The organism is Devosia sp. Leaf64 (assembly GCF_001421945.1).
In the GTDB taxonomy this organism is placed as follows: Bacteria; Pseudomonadota; Alphaproteobacteria; order Rhizobiales; family Devosiaceae; genus Devosia.
In genome coordinates this window covers 84,553-99,415 of sequence record NZ_LMLO01000024.1, presented here as the reverse complement: position 1 = coordinate 99,415, position 14,863 = coordinate 84,553, and the positions used below count along the sequence as shown (strand labels likewise).

Annotated in this window: 9 protein-coding genes; 5 read left to right on the top strand and 4 right to left on the bottom strand. The window is 62.2% G+C overall.

The annotated features are described in order from the left end of the window. The first annotated feature begins 7 nt into the window (after positions 1 to 7). On the top strand, positions 8 to 1,861 hold the full coding sequence (locus ASE94_RS18110; protein ID WP_061910245.1) for an extracellular solute-binding protein: 1,854 nt from the start codon (positions 8 to 10) through the stop codon (positions 1,859 to 1,861). A gap of 162 nt (positions 1,862 to 2,023) precedes the next feature. On the opposite strand, the gene ASE94_RS18105 is transcribed toward ASE94_RS18110, so the two are convergent. The 3 genes from ASE94_RS18105 to ASE94_RS18095 are packed head-to-tail and all read right to left on the bottom strand — an operon-like array spanning position 2,024 to position 8,759. After that, positions 2,024 to 2,626 (bottom strand): class I SAM-dependent methyltransferase, encoded by a 603-nt coding sequence (locus ASE94_RS18105; protein ID WP_062631516.1) that lies wholly within the window; start codon positions 2,624 to 2,626, stop codon positions 2,024 to 2,026. Further along, the gene (locus ASE94_RS18100) at positions 2,626 to 6,954 is read right to left on the bottom strand and encodes a translocation/assembly module TamB domain-containing protein (protein ID WP_062631515.1); all 4,329 of its coding nucleotides are present in this window, start codon (positions 6,952 to 6,954) and stop codon (positions 2,626 to 2,628) included. The genes ASE94_RS18105 and ASE94_RS18100 overlap by 1 nt, the downstream gene beginning before the upstream one ends. Continuing rightward, the gene (locus ASE94_RS18095; protein ID WP_082461351.1) at positions 6,954 to 8,759 is read right to left on the bottom strand and encodes an autotransporter assembly complex family protein; all 1,806 of its coding nucleotides are present in this window, start codon (positions 8,757 to 8,759) and stop codon (positions 6,954 to 6,956) included. Before ASE94_RS18095 ends, ASE94_RS18100 begins: the two co-directional genes overlap by 1 nt. A 413-nt stretch (positions 8,760 to 9,172) precedes the next feature. On the opposite strand from ASE94_RS18095, the gene ASE94_RS18090 reads away from it, so the two are divergent. Continuing rightward, positions 9,173 to 9,949, top strand: a complete 777-nt coding sequence (locus ASE94_RS18090; RefSeq protein ID WP_062631513.1) for an SDR family NAD(P)-dependent oxidoreductase — start codon at positions 9,173 to 9,175, stop codon at positions 9,947 to 9,949. 144 nt (positions 9,950 to 10,093) lie between these two features. On the opposite strand, the gene ASE94_RS18085 is transcribed toward ASE94_RS18090, so the two are convergent. Continuing rightward, positions 10,094 to 11,128: an Ldh family oxidoreductase gene (locus tag ASE94_RS18085; RefSeq protein ID WP_061910237.1), complete on the bottom strand. Its 1,035-nt coding sequence runs from the start codon at positions 11,126 to 11,128 to the stop codon at positions 10,094 to 10,096. A gap of 265 nt (positions 11,129 to 11,393) precedes the next feature. Between ASE94_RS18085 and ASE94_RS18080 the strand changes: the two genes are divergently transcribed. The 3 genes from ASE94_RS18080 to ASE94_RS18070 all read left to right on the top strand — a co-directional run bounded on the left by ASE94_RS18080 (position 11,394) and on the right by ASE94_RS18070 (position 14,822). After that, positions 11,394 to 12,290, top strand: coding sequence for an aromatic ring-hydroxylating dioxygenase subunit alpha (locus tag ASE94_RS18080; protein ID WP_061910235.1), 897 nt, complete (start codon positions 11,394 to 11,396; stop codon positions 12,288 to 12,290). Between the two features lie 175 nt (positions 12,291 to 12,465). Further along, positions 12,466 to 14,175 carry a Rieske 2Fe-2S domain-containing protein gene (locus ASE94_RS18075; protein WP_061910233.1) on the top strand — a complete coding sequence of 570 codons (1,710 nt, stop codon included), beginning with the start codon at positions 12,466 to 12,468 and terminating at the stop codon, positions 14,173 to 14,175. 5 nt (positions 14,176 to 14,180) lie between these two features. After that, the gene (locus tag ASE94_RS18070; RefSeq protein WP_062631821.1) at positions 14,181 to 14,822 is read left to right on the top strand and encodes a glutathione S-transferase family protein; all 642 of its coding nucleotides are present in this window, start codon (positions 14,181 to 14,183) and stop codon (positions 14,820 to 14,822) included. Positions 14,823 to 14,863: the final 41 nt, after the last annotated feature.

Sequence of the window (14,863 nt, the reverse complement as noted above, 5' to 3'; positions counted from 1 at the left end):
GCGCCCCATGAAGTTTTCGACACTCCTTGCTTCCGGACTTCTGACCCTTGGCCTTGCTCTGCCCGCTTTGGCGCAAACGCCCACCGGAGTCTGGGTCTATGCCGACAGCCTCACAGAAGCGCCGAAATATCCCGAAGGTTTTGCGCATTTCGATTACGTCAATCCCGATGCGCCCAAGACCGGTACGGTTCGGCTCGGCACCCGTGGCGGGTTCGATACCTTCAACCCCATCCTGCCCAAGGGCGATGCCCCTCTTGGCTTGAGCTTGGTCTATGAGACCCTGCTGACCTCGTCGCTCGACGAGGTGAACACTTCCTACGGTTTCCTCGCAGAATCGATGAAGGTCGCCGACGATTTCGGCTCCGTCATCTTCCGCATGGACCCCAAGGCACGTTGGCAGGATGGCGAGCCGGTGACGGCGGAGGATGTCGTCTGGTCCTTCGACAAGCTCACTGAGCTCAGCCCGATGTATACCCAATATTACGCCAACATCACCAAGGCCGAGGTGACGGCGCCGGGCGAAGTCACCTTCACCTTCAACATGACCGGCAACAAGGAGCTGCCGCACATTCTCGGCCAGCTCATGGTGCTGCCGCAGCATTGGTGGGAGGGCACAGACGCCAATGGCAAGAAGCGCGATATCGGTGCCTCGACGCTCGAGCCGCCCATGGGCTCGGGCCCCTATAAAATTACCAGTTTCGATGCCGGCCGGTCCATCACCTATACGCGCGATGAAAATTATTGGGCCAAGGACCATCCGACCCAGATCGGTACCAACAATTTCGACGTGATCGACTACGAATATTTCCTCGATGAATCCGTCTGGTTCGAGGCGTTCAAGGGCGACCAGTTTGATTATTGGAGCGAATATACCGCCCGCCGCTGGGCCACGGGCTTCGATTTCCCAGCCGTTACAGAAGGCCGCGTCGTCCGCGAAGAATTCCCGCAGGACTATAACGGCCGCGGCGACATGACCGCCTTCATTCCCAATCTCCGCCGCGAGAAATTTCAGGATCAGCGCGTCCGCGAAGCGATCAACCTTGCCTTCGATTTCGAAGAGCTGAACAACACGATTTTCTATAATCAGTACGCCCGCATCGACAGCTACTTCTTTGGCCTCCCCTTCGCCGCCAAGGGTCTGCCGCAGGGCGAAACCCTCGCTGTGCTCGATAGCGTGAAGGACGAAGTCCCGCCGGCTGTCTTCACCGAGGCTTACACCAATCCGGTCAATGGCGACCCGACCAAGCTGCGCGAAAACCTCCGCAAGGCGCTCGGCCTCTTGACCGAGGCAGGCTACACGCTCAACGGGACCCAGCTTGTCGATGCCAATGGTCAGCAGCTTTCATTCGAAATCCTGATGCACCAGCCGACGCTCGAAGCCATCGCTGCCAATCTGCAGCGCAATCTCGGTCAGATCGGCATTGCCGTCTCTGTGCGCATCGTCGACACGCCACAATATATCAACCGGCTGCGCAGCTTCGATTATGACATGATCTATACCGGCTGGACGCAGTCCTTCTCGCCCGGCAACGAGCAGCGCGATTTCTTTGGGTCAGGCAGCGCCAATGAAGAAGGCTCGCGCAATTATGCGGGGATCGCCGACAAGGGCATCGACACATTGATCGATAAGCTCGTCGCCGCGCCAGACCGCGATACGCAGTTGGCCGTGATCGAGGCGCTCGACCGCGTCCTTCTCGCCCACGATTACGTTATCCCCGGCTATGCGCTGCGCTATTCCCGCACCGCCCGCTGGGACCGCTTCAGCCGTCCTGAAACCCTGCCCGAATTCGCCAGCGGCTTCCCGAGCATCTGGTGGTGGGATGAGGCCAAAGCGGAAAAGACAGGTGGCGCGGGCCGGTAGTAGGCTTGACCAAGGCGGATCGGAACAGTCCCGGTCCGTCAATTTCACAAACGCGGCGTCATTCCCGCGAAAGCGGGAATCCCATCGCACCGACGCAGAGATTCCCGCTTTCGCGGGAATGACGCGGTGGACGTTCAAGAAGGAGGGTGGAAGAACAACCCGCTATCCGGGCTTACGCGCCACAAGATCAACGAGATGCGACCGGCCTACATGCCGCGCGCCTTCGGCGAGCTCGACATCATGGTCCTGCAGCTGCAAAATCTCGAGACCGGCGAACTTCTCGGCGAGCAAAGCTTCGGTATAGAGGTTCTCGATCATGCTCGGCCCACCGGTCTTGTACTCGAGCTGGCGCGGACCATAGCCTTCCAGGATCAACAGGCCACCGGGCTTGAGGGTTCGTTGCATGCCCGCAAAGATCGCATCGCGCAGGTCAGGTCCGGCGAACTGAAAGAAGATGCCGACAACGACCTCGAACTGCTCAACCGGCCAACCATAAAGGGCGATATCGACGAGCTGTGGATCGAGAGCGACCCCACGCTTCTGCGCGAGCCGCCTGGCTTTCTCGATACCGACCGGCGAGGCATCAAAAGACACGACGCCCAGCCCCTGTTCGGCGAGCCAGACCCCGTTGCGCCCTTCCCCATCGGCGATGGCCAAAGCCGTCCCAGACTTGGGGAGCAGATGCGCCTGGCGCGCGAGGAAAGCGTTGGGCTCCTCTCCGAAAAGGTACTCGGACGTGCTGTAGCGCTCGTCCCAATAGCTCATCAGTAATCCTGCTCGTAATAGACGCCGACGCTCGAATTCCCATCCTGCCCCGCAGCGCCGCGCACGACGAGATCGTCGGTCACATCGAGATTGATCGACACTTTCGACTGTCCATTGGCCCCAGCCGTGACGCCAAGATAGACATTGTCCTGCAGATAGGTCCCGGCCTGCACGCCAACATTGCCCTGCGCATCTGTGACGACGTCGAGATCGTCGAGGCCGGCCGCACCGCGAAGACCATCGACGAGGCCGCCTCCACCGCCGCCGCCGACGAGCTCCGCCGCCGCGCCCGCAAGCTGAGCCAACTGGATCGGCGACAGTTCGCCCATGGAGCGCTTGAAGATCAGGCGGCTGAGGACTTCATCCTGCGGCAGGCTGGGGTTGGAACTGAAGCTCACATCAGGCGCCGAAGCGCGACCGGAAATGGTGACGAAAACGGTGATGTTGTCGCCCTCGGTCCGTGCCACGAAATAAAGCTGCGGATCGAGATCGCCGACCAGCGTCACAGTGCCCGTCTCGAAATCAAGCCGCTGGCCAAGCACGGAAAGACGACCGCGTTCGAGCGAGAAGGCACCGACCGGCTGGATATTGTTGAGCGGCCCGGCAAGCCGCACCGAACCGCCGACCTCGGCATCGAGACCACGGCCGCGAATGAAGATCTGGTTCGGCGCATTGACATTGACGTCGAGCAAGAGACCAGCCGACCGCGTCTGCGGAACCGGCGCACCAGCCGCATCGAACCGCGCGCGCTGCAGCGTCTGGCTGACGGCAGGCGGGGTATTGATGTGGCGCACATCGATCAGCGGCGTGCCGCCACCAAAGCCTTCCGGAACGGTGATATTGGCGTTTTCGATGGTGACGTTGCCGGCAAGCAGCGGCGTACCAAGAAGATTGCCAGTCAGCCTCAACCCGCCCGAAACGGTCGCGAGGAAAATCTCGCCATCCGAGTAGCGCGCCGAATTGATCGAGACGCTGAGATCGGCCGGGAATTGACCCGAAATGCCGACGGTACCCGAGGCCGAAGCCGAGCCACCCGTCGAAAGGTTGGCCGAAAGATTTTCGATCCGAGCCTGGGTGCCTGCAAGGCTTGCCCGGCCCGTAATGCCCGTCAAACGCAGGTTGAGCTCGGGATCAATATAGCCTGCGCCCGCGACGGAAACCGAGCCACCAAACTGTGGCGCGGAAATGCTGCCCGAGACATCGGCGTTGAAATTGGCTGTGCCGGAAAGCTGCCCGCCGCGATCGGCGACGAAGCGATTGGCGAGCGCCAGTGGCGCCGAACCGGTTAGAGACACGGCCAGCCCATTGCCCGCAAGCGGCACGCGGCCCGAGCCGGACACGGAGAGACCACCCGAGCCATTGGCCGCCAGCCGCTCAAGCGCCACTAAATTATTGGCATAGGTCCCGCTTGCCGTGATGCTCACCGGCGCAATGCCGAAGGGCTGGATGACGGCCGCATTGATGCCGCTGCCCTGCGCCTGGAACTGCACTTGGGGATCGGACGACGAACCGGAAATGACCGCCGTGCCCTCGAGCGTCCCGGCCAGACCAAGGCTCGGCACGATCGTATTGGCGATAGACAACGGCAGCGCCGAAATCTGGACGCGCATATTGAGCGTTTCGCCGGCCGTGCCGGTCGCCGTGATGCTGCCCGACCCGACATCGAACCGCAGCGCATCAAGCGACACGGCATTGTCGCGAACGATCAGTTCCGTCGGCGAAGCCAGCCGTGCGGCCAGCGTGCCTTGCGTCAGGTTGGCGCGATCGAGAGAGAGACGATAGCCGCCATCGGTCGGCGCCAAAGCACCAGCAAGATCGATACGAGTACCGGTCGCAAGCGCGGCTTCGCCATCAAAGCGCGTGGTGTCGCCGCTTTGGTCTGCGCGGGCATTGAGGCTCGTTATGGTGGCGCCGGCCGCCTTCACATCGCTGGCCGCAATCGTGCCATTGGCGACGGGCACGCCGAAGAGATCGCTGACCGTCCCGGTGATATCAGCGCGGCCGACGACGATGTCGTTGACCGTCAAACCGCTGGCATTGGCCGTTAGCCCCACCTGCTGCGTGCCATCAACCGGCGCAAGAACCAGCGCCGCATTGACGCTGCCGGCAGCGTCCTGCAGGAGCAAAGCTGCCGCGAGCGACACATCCGGCGCGACGACGTCGAGCCGGCCCGTCAGCAAAGCGGTATCGACCGCACGGCTGACCGAACCAAAAATCCGCGTGCCGGCAATCTCGAAATTCAGGTCCTTGAGCGCCTGCTGCACTTCATCGACAGCGATCTGCGACGAGAGCGTTGCCTCATAGCCATCGAGCATGGCCGAGCCATCGACACTGCCGCTGATCTTGCCACTGAGCACGTCGAGGTTGAGCCCGAGCTTCGCATCGCGCAGCGTCCGGTCGATCAACCGGCCATCAGCCACATTGGCGTCGAGCGCGAGAACAACCGGCGCCTCGGCGCTGGTGGATTTGGCCGTGCCACGCACCTTCAACGCGCCGGAGGCCTGATCGCTCAGAAGGCCGAGATCGGAGAGATCGAGCCCAATGGCAAAATTGGCTTCGGCCGTGCCATAGACGCCATCGGCGGTGAACTGCACCTGCGGATTGGTGATCGCAAAGTCGTCGGCGACGAGACCGGCCGGCGTGCGCGCCAGGCGGCCGGACAGCGCCACATTGCCCGCGAGCAAGGCATCGGCTGTCGGATCGTCGATGGTGAGATTATTGCCCGAACCATCAAAGGTCAGGTCAAAACCGCCACCAATAAAGGCGAGCGATCCCTCGGCATCGAGCGAGAGCGCACCGGTCAGGTCGCGCCCGGCCAGCGCCGAGAACGGCGCGATATTGTCGGTCTGAAGACCAATGCGCCCACGAAACCCGCCGCCGTCGATATTGCCCGAAAGTCCTGCCGTCAGCGCCTTGCCGACGACGCGCAACTGCGCCAGTTCAATCGGCTGCCCGGCATTCCAGAGGCCAGCAAGGCCAAGCCCGACGCTGTCCCCAAGCGCGGCGATGACAGCCTCGTCGCCGGTAATCCCGGACACGGCACCATCGCCATTGAAGGTGATCATGCGCTTCGTGGGATCAGCGAGAGCGCTTGCGACGCCATTGACGTTAAGGCCCACCCGCGCGGCCGAAAACTCATCGGTCACGAGCCCGTCGATACCGACATCAGCCCGCCAATCTTCCGAGCCATCTTCGCCAAAATCGATGACGAACTGCGCCGCGCGCACCTGCGTCGTGCCCGCCGCCGGCAGCGTCACGAGTCCACCCTGAGGATCGGCGATGGAAGCCTTCAAATCGAGGCGGGAGAGGAAATTGTCGGCCGTGGTGCTGGCCGTCGCTTCAAGCGCCAGTTGCCCGCCGGAAATATTGAGGGCGTTGAGATCGAACCCACCGGCGCTGCGCAGGAGGGCATTGGCCGTCAGCCGCGTATCGGCGCCGAAGAATGGGCGATACTGTTCGGCGATCAGGGTCGAGAGCGGCCCGCCGAGATTGGCGTCAATCAGATATCCGTCGGCATTCTGCGTGATCGTCGAAACGCCCGAAAGCGCCGTCTGGCCATTGGCGAGGAGATTGAGATCGGCACGAAGATCGGCAACCGGCCCCTGCCCCGCCAGCGTCAACTGCATGGCCGGCCGCCCCTCGATGCTGAGGAGATTGGCGAGGACGCCATTTTCCGGCTCGTTGAGATCGAGGTTGAGATTGATCTCGTTGCTGTCGCGCGCATATTTGAGGTCGAGATCGAGCGTGCCGCCCGGGCCATCAAGCCGCACGATATCGAGCGTCGTATCGAGATTGCCGCCATCGAGCTTGAGATTGCCCGCCAGCGAAATCTCAGAGCCAAGCCCGAACACGCCTTCGCCGAACGTCACCTTGGGGATCGACAGCTCACCAAGCTCGATCGCCACCGGAAATTCCGGCACCGAAAAACTACCCGCTTCCGGCGGCGGCAGGTCGACACCCTCGGCAGGAACGGCATTACGCAGATATTCGATCGAATCCGCTTTCAGCGAATTGACCTGCAGCCGGCCGGTAAACAGCGCCGTTTGGCTCCAGTTGAGGCTGGCATTATTGACGCGCAGCCACACGCCCTGCTGGTCGGAAATGGTGATCTCACGGATCGTCACATCCGAACCAAGCGCACCCTCGATATTGGAAAGGGTGATCTGCCGTTCAGGCGTCGATAGCCGATCCTGCACGAAACTCGTGAGCCAGTCCTTCTGCTCCTGGTCCGATCCATCCTGCGCCATCAGTGTCGCGGGAATAGCCGTCATGGGCACAAGAATGAGACCGACAAGGGCCAGCCGGCGATGATTGCGAGACCAAGCCATCAGAATGCCTGCCCTATGCCAGCGTAGATGGCATAATCGGGATCGCCGGCGCGCTTGTTGAGCGGAATGGCCAGATCGAGCCGCAGCGGACCAAGACCCGTATAATAGCGAGCACCAACACCGGCGCCGAGCCGCAGATCCTCAAGGCCGGGGAAGGTATCAGCCGCGACATAGCCGCCATCGACGAAACCGACCACGCCGATGCTCTCGGTCACCTTGGCGCGCGCTTCGAGCGAAGCCTCGAGCAGATAGCGGCCACCCGTCACCTGCCCATTGCCATTGTCGACGCCGATCGACTTGAACCCGTAGCCACGTACGGACCCGCCGCCGCCTGAAAAGAACAGTTTGTCCGGCGGAATTTCATTGAGTCCCGGCCCGAGCAGCGCGCCGCCCTTGATGCGACCGGCGAGAACGAACTGATCATTTTCGGAAAAACCAAAATAGGTGCGCGCTTCGGCCGTGACGCGCAGACCCATCTTGCCGAAGGCAAAGTCATAATAAGGCTCTGCCGTGCCGGCGGCATAAATGCCCTCGGTCGGATCGACCGTGCTGTTGCGGCCATCAAAGGTCGCGCCGGCATAAACGCCCAACGTCGAGAAATCGCGCGTGCCAAAGACGTCGTCGAAGCGGGCGCGCTCATAGCTCGCGCCGCCTTCAAGCGTCAGCTCATCGGAAAGATAATGGGTCAAGCCGACCCGTCCGAGCGCCGAAGTTTCGGTATAGGTCGGATAGATCGTCCGCTCGGCCGAAATGGCGGCGACAAGATCGGTATCCGGCGTCAAGAAGCCCGGCTTGGTAAAGGTGCCACCGAAGAAATAATCGAACTGCGCCGTATCGATCGGCCAGGCAATGCTGGCAACGCGCGCATCGAGCCTAAGCCGCTCGGCCTGGCCAAAGAGATTGCGCCAGAGGTGATAGCCTTCAACGCCGAGCCCATCGACGGTCGAGAAGCTCGCGCCTGCACCAAAGCGGCGGCCGGGTAATTCTTCGACGATCAACTGATAGGGCAAGAGCCCGTCGGGTCCGATTTCCTGCGCCGCCTGGAAACGCGCCGCGCGGAACACTTCGAGTCGATCAAGTCGCTTCTGCGCCCGCTCGATCTCGTCGGGATCGTATTCCTGACCCACGGCAAGCCCGGCCTGCTGCCGCACGAATTCGGGGTTCATGCGCTCGGTGCCGGTGACGTTGATATCGCCAAATGCCGCGATGCGGCCGGGATTGACTGTGATGGTGACATCGACCGTCTGCCGCGCATGGTCGGCGATCACATCGCGATTGACCACTTCTGCCTTGGCATAGCCCTGCTGCTGCCAAGCCTGCACCGCCAATTGCTCGGCGGCGAGAATGACGGAAGATCGCGCAATCTGTCCCGCGCCATAGCCGCGCATGACGGGCAGTTCGACTTCGTCACCGGCATCACTGGTCAGCGGCGCCTGATTGACGATGGCGACATTGTTGAAGGTGAAAAGCGGTCCTGCCGTCACAGCAATGGTGACATCAACCGGATCGGGCAGGTTCACGTCGGGCGCGAGGGTGGACGCTTCGACCCCACCGATTCGGATGCTGACGGCCGCGCCATAATGGCCTTCATTATAAAGCGCCGCGATGATGCGACGGTAATCACCCCGCGCCTTGGCAATCAGCCCGGCAGCGGCTGAGGCGGGCTCTGATTCGTCCGCGATCAGCGAGGAGGCATTGCGCGCTGCGGTTTCCACCGCGCCGCCCTCGCTCGAGGTGAACGTAACCACATAGGGCTGGGGGTCGACGATGACGGACTCTTCGGTCTCGTCCTCGAAAAACTTCATGCCAAAGAGTTCAAAACCATAAGCAGGCCCGACCGCTGCGGACAATGCAGCCGCGGCGAAACACAAGGCGCCAATACTCGATACCCAACGCGCTCTTTGCAGTGGACCAGTTCCCGACCGTTACGCTTCAACCAATAGGCGGAAGCTGAGAATAGAGGGACGGCAGGAAAGATTGGGTTAACCCTCCGCCGCGTGCCCGAGGGGCGATGCGTTCGGCGCGACTGTAGGTCGGCATTGCAGCGCGGGGCAAGCACCGGGGAAGAAATTGATGGTGCGAAAGGCAGATGCGTGGCCGATCGGCAACGCTGTTAATTCTGATCGTGCCGCTGCGAGCCACCACGCCTGTTGACGGCAACGCGCCTGCGGGTCCACCCTGAAACCCTCCCCTTCGACCATTCCTCCAGGACCGAAAAATGTACCAGCTGCTCGATCCCAGCCGCTTTGTCGTCTTCATCACCGGCGCCACCTCCGGCTTCGGCGAGGCTGCCGCCCGCCGCTATGTCGCTGCCGGCGGCAGGGTGATCGCAACCGGTCGGCGTCAGGATCGGCTGGAAAAGCTGCAGGCCGAGCTTGGCGCTGACAATTGCCACATCATCGCCCTCGACGTGCAGGATCGGGCCGCCATGGAAAAGGCGATCGCCGACCTTCCCGCGCCCTTCGACGGCGTCAACATCGTCCTCGCCAATGCCGGCCTCGCGCTTGGTTTGCAGCCTGCCGCCGAAGCCAATCTCGAAGATTGGGAGACCATGATCTCCACCAATATTTCGGGCCTCGTCTACACCGTCCGCCTGTTGCTGCCCGGCCTCATCGCCCGCGGCGGCGGCCATGTCGTTACTCTGGGCTCGGTAGCCGGCGAATATGCCTATCCCGGCGGCTCGGTCTATGGCGCGACCAAGGCCTTCGTAAAACAATTCGCCCTCAACCTCCGCTCAGACCTGCAGGGCAAGAAGGTCCGCGTCACCAATATCGAGCCGGGCCTGACCGAGACGGAGTTTTCCCTCGTCCGCTTCAAGGGCGACGAAGGCAAGGCCTCCGCGCCCTATTCCAAGACCAAGGCCATGAATGCCGACGACATCGCCGAAAGCATCTTCTGGGCGACGACCCTGCCTGCGCATGTCAACGTCAACAAGATCGAACTGATGGCGACGACGCAGGCGATCGGGCCGTTTGATATTTATCGGGAAGATTGAGGGTCCTCCGCGCCTCTCACACACTCAACGCCACACCTCCCCCTTGACGGGGGAGGGGGGCGAGGGGAGCCACCATTTTCGAGCGTGTGAACACCCCTCCCCGTCAAAGGGGAGGGTGTCCATCGTGTGTGTGGACAGCCCTGCTTACACCCCCAAAAACCGCACCGTATCCGGGTCCAGCGGAATCCCCTCCTTCTTCCGCTTATCCATCTCCGACCATTCTCGATCCCCCGGCGCCATCACCCGCCCGCCTTTGCGCACGTGCGATCCCCGCAGGCTCTCGAGATAGCGTCCGATCGCGCGCAAAAACACCTCGCGCCCAGCGAACTTGTCCGGATCGATCACCAGCACGAAATGCCCCATGTTCCGCGGCGTCGAGATATCGTCCCCGCCATACATCGGGATGAAATCGCCATCGAGTGTCGTCCCGGTCAGCAGCGCCGAAAACAGCGTCGCGACCCCGGCAAGCGCCGCGCCCTTATAGCCATAATCCACACCGCCCAACGGCAGCAGCATATCCGCCTCATGCGGATCGGTCGTCGGTTGCCCATCCGGCGTCGCCGCGACACCCGCCGGCAGCTCCTTGTCGAGCGAGCGATGCAGCAGCACACGATTGAGCGGGATGGACGATGTCGCCATATCCAAGAGCCACGGCCGCCCCTCGGCCACCGGCGCCGCAAAGGCGAGCGGGTTGGTGCCGTGGAATTTTTGCGCCCCATCGAACAGCGCCACCATGGAATCGGTATTGGTCGTCGCAAAGGTCACAAAACCCTGCTCCGCCCCCGCCACCGCATAGGCCCCCGCCGCGCCGAGATGCGAGGAATGCTGAATGCCCACCGCCCCAACACCGGCTTCGCGCGCCAGTTCGATCCCAACCTCGACCGCCTTGTACGCCGCATAGTGCCCGAGCCCATCATCGGCATGGATCAGCGCACTCCCCGCCCCGCGCTTGTCGACCGTCAATTGCGGGTTCTGGTTGAGCCGCCCACCGCCCAACATCCGGCAATAATGCTCGGTCAACCGCACGCCATGGCTGTCCACGCCCACGAGCGAAGCATGCAGCATCGCCCGGATCGCGGCGGCACGCGACGCTTCACTCGCCCCCGCCTCCGCCAACCGCGCCTCAACCTGGCTGCGCACCAGGGCCTCGGGAAAGCGTGGGGTGGTTTGATTGTCCATAGTGTCCTCCTGTGAGCAGTCTAGACACGCTGTCCACGAGGCGGAAGCCGAAACCTCCCCACCGTCATTGCCCGACTTGTTCGGGCAATACAACTCTCCGCGCACTCCGGAGTATCCCATGGATCACCGGGACGAGCCTGGTGATGACGGCGGCGGGGCAAGCGGTATGCACTGCCCAAACCTTAACCGCACACCCTCACCCGCACTTTTTGTTGGCACGCCCCGTCCACATCGCTATTCTCCTGCGAACCTCGAAAGCACGCCCATGCCCAAAGCCCCAGACCCCATCACCCGCGATCTCTGGCACGTCGTCGCCGCAACCGACGAGCTCAAGATCGGCCTTATCGAAACCACGCTCCTCCTCGATCGCCGCCTCGCCATGACCCGCGGGCTCGATGGCGAGCCGGTGGTTTGGTTCGCGACCGATGAAGAAAACGGCGAGGATATCGACGCGGAAACGGTGCTCGATCGCCTGCCGGTGAAAACCGCCTATGGCTATACCTGGACATGCCTCGGCACACCATCGGCCGATCTCTTCCCGATTCCAGAATTTGCCGAAGCCGACCGCGTCAACATGAGCTGCGGCTCCATCGGCATTCACGTCTCCGCTCCCCGTGCCGTCGAGAATTTCCTCGACATGGGCCACTTTCCCTATGTCCACACCGACATCCTCGGCTCCGAGCCACATACCGAGGTCAAGGAATACGACGTGGAAGTTTCGGAAGAGCGCGACGAAGTGCTCGCCACCAAGTGCAAATTTATGCAGCCGCGTGCCGCCAAATCCGCGACCCAGGCCATGGAAGTCGAATACGTCTATCGCGTGCCGCATCCCTTCTGCTCGGTGCTCTATAAATCCTGCCCCGAGGACGAAAGCCGCCGCGATGTCATCGGCATTTTCCTCCAGCCCATGACCGAAGAAACCTGCCGCGCGCATCTCCTGCAATCGATGATCGACTCGACCTCGACCATCACCGACCTGCGCCGGTTCCAGCAGACCATCTTCGGCCAGGACAAGCCGATCCTCGAAAACCAATATCCCAAGAAACTACCGCTCGATCCGCGCTCGGAAACCCCCATCCGCGCGGATAAGTCAGCCATCGCCTATCGGAGATGGCTGAGCCAGAAGGGGATTACGTATGGGGTGATTCCCCAGGCGAATTGACCGCCAAACCACGGCGTCATTCCCGCGAACGCGGGAGTCCCCGCCACAAGGTAAGATCCCCGCTCTCGCGGGGATGACGCCGAGCAAAAAGACGAGACACCCCGTACGCCAGGGTGGCAATCGTGACTAAAAATTCGATCGTGGCGCGATCCTCAAACTTTGGATCTGATCGACAATGCCCCTCAGTCTATCCGACCCCACCTGGTATCCCATCGCCTCGAGCGAGGACCTGCCCTTTCGCCATGTCTATCATGGCCAATTGCTCGGCCGCGAATTGGCCGTCTGGCGGGCTGACGATGGCAATGTAAATGCCTGGGAAAACCGGTGCCTCCATCGCGGCGTGCGCCTCTCCATCGGCATCAACGAGGGCCAGGAGCTGAAGTGCCAGTATCATGGCTGGCGCTATGCCAATCGCTCTGCCGGCTGCACCTATATTCCGGCCCACCCGGCAGACGCCCCCGCCCGCCGCATCGAAAACCGCAAATATCCCGTCCGAGAAGCCTTCGGGCTCATCTGGTCTGCAGCGAACGATGACCAGCCCTTTGCCCCCTTCCCCGGCGCTGAGGACCACGATTGGTTCGCACTGCGTCCCGTACCGGTCAATGCCACGCCCGAAGACGTCCTCGCCGGCCTCTCCCGCCTAGCGCCCGATGATCAGCCTGTCGAGTTCATCCCCGGCCGCGCCGTTACGCTGGGCAGCGCCCATTTCTTCGTTCAGCCCGTCGACGCTGCCCGCTCGGTCATCCGCGGCATCCTGCCGGAAAAGCCGGCCGACGAGATCGCGACGCTGCGCTATTACAACGAGCAATTGACCAAGCTGCGCGACAGCCTCGAACGCGCCGCCGCCAAAAAGCCGGCGCCCGAGCCGCTGCAGCCGGTCTTTGAAAAAGTCTCGGTCGAACTCTCGACCATGCCTGATATTGCCGTGCCGCGCGGCAATACCTTCCCGGTCGTCGTCAAGCGCAAGTGGCAGTCTGCCGATGGCGTCATCGGCTTCGAACTTGCCGACCGCGATGGCAAGCACCTGCCGACCTTCCAGCCCGGCGCCCATATAGACGTGCACCTGCCCAATGGCCTCGTGCGCCAATATTCGCTGACCAACGGACCCGGCGACCTGATGAGCTACACCATCGGCGTCAAGGCCGAGAGTGCGTCCAAGGGCGGCTCGAAGGTCTTGGTCGAAACCGTTCGCGAGGGCGACGTGCTCGCCATTTCTGAGCCGCGCAACAATTTCCCCCTCCGCCGCGACGCCACCCGCACCGTGCTCATCGCCGCCGGCATCGGCATCACGCCGCTCCTCTCCATGGCGCGCTTCCTCGATAAGTCGAGCCTCAACTACGAGCTGCACTATTTCGCCCGCGCCAGCGAAACCATGGCCTTTTCGAGCGAGCTCGACGTGCTCCACGGCCGGGCCGACCGCCATATCGGCCTCACGCGCGAAGCCATCAAGGCCAAGGTCGCCGAGGTGCTTGGCCAATACCAGTTCGCCAACCATGTCTATATCTGCGGCCCCGGCGCCATGCTCGAAATGGTGCAGGAAACCGCGACCGCGCTCGGCTGGCCCGACGAAGCCGTGCATTTCGAATATTTCCAGAACGACAAGACCATCGATGCCTCCTCGGCCTTCGATGTCGAACTCGCCCGCTCTGCCATGACGCTCCACGTCCCGGCCGGCCGCACCATCCTCGAGACCATGCGCGAAGCCGGGCTCACCGTCCCCTCCTCCTGCGAGCAAGGGGCCTGCGGCACCTGCCTCACCGGCGTCATCGAGGGCGAAGTCGATCACCAGGACGTCTATCTCAACAAGACCGAGAAGGCGTCCAACACTTGCATGATGACCTGCGTCAGCCGCGCGAAGTCCGGCCGCCTGGTTCTGGATATCTGACAATGATCATAACGCTTTACGACTTCGAGCTCTCGGGCAACTGCTACAAGCTGCGGTTGCTGATGAACATTCTCAACGTGCCCTATGCGATTCATCCGGTTGATTTTTTCCCCGGTCGCGAACACAAGGCCGACTGGTTCCTGCGTCTCAATCCGTTCGGCCAATTGCCAGTGCTGAAAGACGACGATCTTGTCCTCTCCGACTCCGGCGCCATCCTCGCCTATCTCGCCAAGAAGTTCGACACGTCGGGCCAATGGTTTCCCGATGATCCGGCTGTCACCGCCGAAATCCTCCGCTGGCACGCCGTCGCCGACGATATCACCGCGACCTCATCTGCTGCCCGCCTTGCACTCGGCTACAGCTATCCCTTCGATATCGAAAAAAGCCAAATGGGCGCGCATCGCATCTTCCGCATTCTCGATGAACATCTCTGGTTCGGCGAGAAATCCGGCCGCGACTGGCTCTGCGCACCGGCTCATCCGACCACCGCCGACATCGCCTGCTTCCCCTATGTGATGCTGAGTGAAGAAGGCGGCATCGGCCGCCAGGACTACCCCGCCCTCCGCCGCTGGACGGATAGGGTACGGCGTGTACCGGGGTTCACGGTAATGTCCGGGATTTTCCCCGCAGGGCCAGCGAAGAGCTAGCTCCTTTCTTCACCTCTCCCTCTGGGGGAGAGGTCGGCCCG

Bases quoted from the DNA above. Each gene is read 5' to 3' on its own strand.
- ASE94_RS18090 (WP_062631513.1), top strand. From the start codon at position 9,173: ATGTACCAGCTGCTCGATCCCAGCCGCTTTGTCGTCTTCATCACCGGC.
- ASE94_RS18105 (WP_062631516.1), bottom strand. From the start codon at position 2,626: ATGAGCTATTGGGACGAGCGCTACAGCACGTCCGAGTACCTTTTCGGA.
- ASE94_RS18110 (WP_061910245.1), top strand. From the start codon at position 8: ATGAAGTTTTCGACACTCCTTGCTTCCGGACTTCTGACCCTTGGCCTT.
- ASE94_RS18075 (WP_061910233.1), top strand. From the start codon at position 12,466: ATGCCCCTCAGTCTATCCGACCCCACCTGGTATCCCATCGCCTCGAGC.
- ASE94_RS18080 (WP_061910235.1), top strand. From the start codon at position 11,394: ATGCCCAAAGCCCCAGACCCCATCACCCGCGATCTCTGGCACGTCGTC.
- ASE94_RS18100 (WP_062631515.1), bottom strand. From the start codon at position 6,954: ATGGCTTGGTCTCGCAATCATCGCCGGCTGGCCCTTGTCGGTCTCATT.
- ASE94_RS18095 (WP_082461351.1), bottom strand. From the start codon at position 8,759: ATGAAGTTTTTCGAGGACGAGACCGAAGAGTCCGTCATCGTCGACCCC.
- ASE94_RS18085 (WP_061910237.1), bottom strand. From the start codon at position 11,128: ATGGACAATCAAACCACCCCACGCTTTCCCGAGGCCCTGGTGCGCAGC.